Raw genomic sequence first — 4,218 nt, 5'->3', positions numbered from 1 at the left:
ATTTTGAACTCGCGCCCGAAAACGGAGATTTTCCGCGCCGGCATCTGGTTGTCTTGTGCTGTCATCGTCTCGAAAAATTGACCCGTTTGATTGTTCGCAAGCATGCTGGAACCAAAGCCGCCGCCGCGCTTTCGGTTCCATATCACTGCCAAGACGGCTAATATGAGGGCAACCGTCGACGATTGCGAGAAAGGCCTGCGCGAAAAAGCCTCGGAAAAATGTGAAAAGCTTCTTTGCAAAGCCGAAAAGGGCAGCTATAGGCTGCGCCACTCACATAAGAGCATCCGTTCCCCGGTAGCTCAGTGGTAGAGCAACCGGCTGTTAACCGGTTGGTCGCTGGTTCGAATCCGGCCCGGGGAGCCAACTTTTTCAAGGCCTTGAGACGGTCAGGTCGCCCATAGGGGCTGATCTATGGCATGTCTGCAAAATCGTGGTCAGCAGGTTGATTCTCAACTTGACCTGGCGCCGCTGTCCAGCGCTCTCGATGACGCCGCGGCATCGGGAAGGTTCGCGCGAGCAGGCATAAGGCCTTGCTGCGATCTCGGCGATCTTATCTCTTGTCGCCGTTCGGGTTGGGTGCCGGTGCCTCTCGCACATCTCGGGGTGGCGGGTCGACATCCTCAAGCTCGGGCGGGGCTTCTTTGTCCCGGCGTTGCACAGGTACCTTCTCCGGTGCGGGCGTCGATGGTGGCTCTTTGATCTTGCTCGGCATAACCGAGTTAACCGCCCTGCCGGTCTCTTGTTCCGTAGCGAGCAGAAAACCTGAATGCGTGGGGAACCGGGAACATCGAAGAGCGTTTTCTCGCATGCTGAAGAAGATCGCCCTCGCCGCCGTGCTGGTCCAGGTTGCCGCAGTTTCCGCTCTCATCACCCAGACGGTGCTCTTCGCGTCCACGGCCACACAGGCCGCCAACGCGCAGCCCGATGACGCAGTTGCTGTGACCGCCGAGAACGAACGGGACAAGCCGGCGCAGCCTATTGTTGCCGGCCAATGCCCAACGCGGCTTGTGGCGAGCAAGGTCTTCACGGGGAACCTGATTACGGCGCAACAATAGCTCGCCATCGATGCCGGCCATCCGTCGATCCCCCCAATTTAAGTCAGGGCGATGTGCTTGAAAGCGCAATGATTCCTGTTACTTGCGGCGCAGGGCGAGTGCGTTTGGGTTGGGCAAGAATTGGTATGATTTCATCGAATATGGAATGCCCGCGCTGTCATGGCAGCGGCAGGGTTTTCGACTGCTCCAAGTGGTATGCGTCAAACGGGCACTGCTGCCCGCATGGAACCCATCGGGGCGGCTGCCCCGGAAAGACGGGCGCCTGCGCGGAATGCGACGGCCTTGGGACGATGGCGGAGCCTCCGCTGAGAGCCGTGGCGTAATCTGCGAGAGCGGCCCACGCCGCTGATGACGGCGCGGAGGCGCCCGAACGAGCATATCTTACTCTGTTGGTGTTTCTACGGGTGGTGCGGTCAGAACCGTGATGTCCATCCTGGCGATCTTGGATGCCGCGCGGCCTTGCGCGCCAGCATCCATATCGCCGCCTGCGGCAACCATGATTTTGGCCAGATGTCCTACGGCGTCCGCGCTGCGGCCCGGCGAAAATCCTTCGCCGGCTTGCGGCTTCCCCACTGCCGTTTGTTTTTCCGGGACATGCGGATGTTGACTTGCGATAGCGGAAACCATTGAACCTCCTGTGGCGACGCTTCGAACATTATATTAGCGTTGACTGTTGCGAGGCTGACCTAGCCAGTCGCCAAAAACCGCACCAGGGAGTTCGAACAAACGATCGAGCCGCCCCACTACAAGGTGAGCTGGTACGGCAGTTCACCTTGTAGCGGATGTGAACGACGACCATGCAGCGGGCCATCCTGGCAGCGCCGCCCCTATCAAGGCTAAGCGGTGACCCCACCGCGACCTGACCTTGTGCCGTCCATCCAAGGAAATTGAGCAAGCGGTTCCTGCAGGATCTTGACGGATCTTGCGAAGCCGGCGACGGCATCGCGCGCCACCGTCAGCGGAACCTGGCCGTCGTGAGCACGCTGGCAGGCTCGAAAGGCCGTTTCGAAAATCGGACCCCGCCGTTCCCTTGGCCACTCGTCAAAGAAGTCGAACGCGTCGTCGAGGCAGCCTATTTCTTGAATGAACCCACCATTCTTGACCAGGACCGGTTGGTCGAACGTCCTGTCACTCATGTAATCCTCCATTCGGCACGGTGGGTTGTTGCTGGTTCGGGAAATCATGCGATTGCATGCTCCGGCTCGGCCAACATGCCGCCACCTCCACGCCCGGGCGGCACCGTTGCAAAGGCCGGGATTGGCGGCGGATCATCGTCGTCATCTCGCCAGGGGTGCCGCATCCAACCGAGACGGCTCTTCCTGCGGCGCCGGTCGAAAGACAGGCTGACGCTTGCCGACACCTTTGAAACACGCGTTTCCCGCCTGGATTCGTCCAGGAGGTGGAGCGCGCGAAGTATGTCGCTGACTTCCATGATGGCGCCGTTGTCCAATTGCCGCAACGCGGGATTGTCAGGAACCGCATGAATGTCGGAAGCCCAGAAAGCGAGCAAAGCCCGCTTTGCACCGATCGTCATCGTCTCCTCGTTCAGAACATCATCCGGCGTCCGCAACCCAGCGGGTTCCGCGGCAGAATTTTTTGGTTCGGGTTGGTGAAAACTGTAGGTTTCGGTTCTCATCTCCATTCTCCGCGATCTGTGCCTCCCGGCCGAACCGGGAGGCGGACCGTAGATCTAGGTTCCAGGGAATCAGGCGACCTCGCGTTGGGGCTCCGCATCCGAATCGATCGCCTGCGTCCTGTCGGGTCGCTTGAGCGAAACCGCTTTGGCTTCGGACCCTATCTCAATGCGCCGAGGCTTGAGTTCCTCGGGCACTTCGCGGATCAGGTCCACCGACAGCAAGCCATTCTCGAGGTTGGCCGCCTTGACCTTTACGTGGTCGGCAAGCTTGAACACCTGCTTGAAGTTGCCCGTCGCCAAGCCGCGATGAAGGACCTCCCGATTTTCCTGGTCGGGTTTCCTTTGGCCGATGACAGACAATTCGGGGCCGTTCTGCATGAGTTCGACCTCATCGAGAGCGAAGCCGGCGATAGCCATCGTAATGCGATAGTCGTGCTCGCCAATCTTCTCGATATTGTAGGGAGGCCAGTCAGAGCGCACGCTTTTTTCGAGCATATCGAAGAGACGGTCGAAGCCGACCGTTGTGCGGTAAAGAGGGGTATAATCAAAGCTTCTCATAGCCATATCCTCCGTGAAGCAACATGGGTTACGAGGCTGTCGCAGCGCCGCTGCGACGCCAGTATGTCGAGCCGAAGCCTCGACGGAAAACGATCTGGTAATCGTGGTTTTTTCCGTCAAGAGGGGCGTAAAAAATTTTCTGGCCGGCAGGCAGGTGCCCAAGGCGCTGCCTTGCGTGCTGCTGGCCGCTGCGCGATGTTGACGCCAGGGGTGGAGCGAATCATGCGAAAGATTTTGATGTCCGGACTACTGCTCGCGGTGGCCTTTTCCGCGAACCCGGCCCACGCGCTGGACAGCAGCGGCACGCCTGTGGTCGTGACCCCTCTTGCGTCGCGCACGACGACCGCGTCCGGCCAACCGATCACGTTGCCGCAGAAGAACGTGCAGGTGCTGGTCTCGACCTACGACATCGCGTCGGGCGCGACCTTGCCGGTCCACAGGCACCCCTTCCCGCGCTATGCGTATGTCCAAGCCGGCACGCTGAAGGTCACCAATGTCGAGACCGGCATCAGCAACACCTACAAGGCTGGCGATTTCATCATCGAAATGATCGGCCAGTGGCATCAGGCCACCAATATCGGGGATGTCGAGGTGAAGCTTCTGGTGATCGATCAGGTCGAGCAAGGCGCCAAGAATACGGAATTGCGCCAATAGCCGCCAAGTCTGTGGGCGAAGGCGGAAGGCTGTTCCCGCTTTCGCTGCGACCGGCCCGGTGCTAGGGCTGGCGAAAATCATGGACTGGATCTGCCCTTGACCAAAGCTCTCCGCCTGCCGCTGATCGAAATCTGTGTCGAAGGCATTGACGGCCTTCTCGCGGCGCAAGCCGCCGGCGCCGACCGGATCGAACTATGCGCCAGCCTCATCGAAGGCGGTATCACGCCGAGCCTCGGCACGGTCCGCGCCGCCCTCGAGCAGGCAAGTGTGCCGTTTCACGTCATGGTGCGGCCGCGCGGCGGCGATTTTCTCTAC

7 protein-coding genes and 1 tRNA gene are annotated in these 4,218 nt (G+C 60.1%); 4 read left to right on the top strand and 4 right to left on the bottom strand.

Annotated elements, in window-relative coordinates:
* The first annotated feature begins 288 nt into the window (after positions 1-288).
* Positions 289-363: transfer RNA gene (locus tag EN750_RS21035), tRNA-Asn, on the top strand.
* 443 nt (positions 364-806) lie between these two features.
* Entirely contained in the window at positions 807-1,055 is a 249-nt protein-coding gene (locus tag EN750_RS21030; protein WP_127272210.1) for a hypothetical protein, read from the top strand.
* A gap of 381 nt (positions 1,056-1,436) precedes the next feature.
* On the opposite strand, the gene EN750_RS21025 is transcribed toward EN750_RS21030, so the two are convergent.
* The 4 genes from EN750_RS21025 to EN750_RS21010 all read right to left on the bottom strand — a co-directional run bounded on the left by EN750_RS21025 (position 1,437) and on the right by EN750_RS21010 (position 3,249).
* The gene (locus EN750_RS21025; protein ID WP_127397527.1) at positions 1,437-1,682 is read right to left on the bottom strand and encodes a hypothetical protein; all 246 of its coding nucleotides are present in this window, start codon (positions 1,680-1,682) and stop codon (positions 1,437-1,439) included.
* Positions 1,683-1,891: 209 nt separating this feature from the next.
* Positions 1,892-2,191, bottom strand: coding sequence for a DUF982 domain-containing protein (locus tag EN750_RS21020; RefSeq protein ID WP_127397526.1), 300 nt, complete (start codon positions 2,189-2,191; stop codon positions 1,892-1,894).
* Positions 2,192-2,235: 44 nt separating this feature from the next.
* A complete protein-coding gene (locus EN750_RS21015; RefSeq protein WP_245482762.1) occupies positions 2,236-2,589 on the bottom strand; it encodes a hypothetical protein in 354 nt (117 codons plus the stop codon).
* A 171-nt stretch (positions 2,590-2,760) separates the two neighbouring features.
* Positions 2,761-3,249 (bottom strand): Hsp20 family protein, encoded by a 489-nt coding sequence (locus EN750_RS21010; protein WP_127397528.1) that lies wholly within the window; start codon positions 3,247-3,249, stop codon positions 2,761-2,763.
* A 222-nt stretch (positions 3,250-3,471) separates the two neighbouring features.
* Between EN750_RS21010 and EN750_RS21005 the strand changes: the two genes are divergently transcribed.
* Together EN750_RS21005 and EN750_RS21000 are read left to right on the top strand one after the other, a co-directional pair.
* Positions 3,472-3,903: a cupin domain-containing protein gene (locus EN750_RS21005; RefSeq protein WP_127322303.1), complete on the top strand. Its 432-nt coding sequence runs from the start codon at positions 3,472-3,474 to the stop codon at positions 3,901-3,903.
* Between the two features lie 96 nt (positions 3,904-3,999).
* Positions 4,000-4,218 (top strand): copper homeostasis protein CutC (locus EN750_RS21000; protein ID WP_281062312.1); only part of this gene is annotated, 219 nt, incomplete at its 3' end.

It is taken from the genome of Mesorhizobium sp. M7A.F.Ca.ET.027.03.2.1, assembly GCF_003999175.1.
GTDB lineage: Bacteria > Pseudomonadota > Alphaproteobacteria > Rhizobiales > Rhizobiaceae > Mesorhizobium.
Note: the sequence above shows the minus strand (reverse complement) of the source record. Positions and strands in the feature narration are given on the sequence as shown.

Excerpts from the sequence above, each read along its gene's own strand:
- EN750_RS21020 (WP_127397526.1), bottom strand. The coding sequence starts at position 2,191 with ATGAGTGACAGGACGTTCGACCAACCGGTCCTGGTCAAGAATGGTGGG.
- EN750_RS21030 (WP_127272210.1), top strand. The coding sequence starts at position 807 with ATGCTGAAGAAGATCGCCCTCGCCGCCGTGCTGGTCCAGGTTGCCGCA.
- EN750_RS21025 (WP_127397527.1), bottom strand. The coding sequence starts at position 1,682 with ATGGTTTCCGCTATCGCAAGTCAACATCCGCATGTCCCGGAAAAACAA.
- EN750_RS21005 (WP_127322303.1), top strand. The coding sequence starts at position 3,472 with ATGCGAAAGATTTTGATGTCCGGACTACTGCTCGCGGTGGCCTTTTCC.
- EN750_RS21010 (WP_127397528.1), bottom strand. The coding sequence starts at position 3,249 with ATGAGAAGCTTTGATTATACCCCTCTTTACCGCACAACGGTCGGCTTC.
- EN750_RS21015 (WP_245482762.1), bottom strand. The coding sequence starts at position 2,589 with ATGACGATCGGTGCAAAGCGGGCTTTGCTCGCTTTCTGGGCTTCCGAC.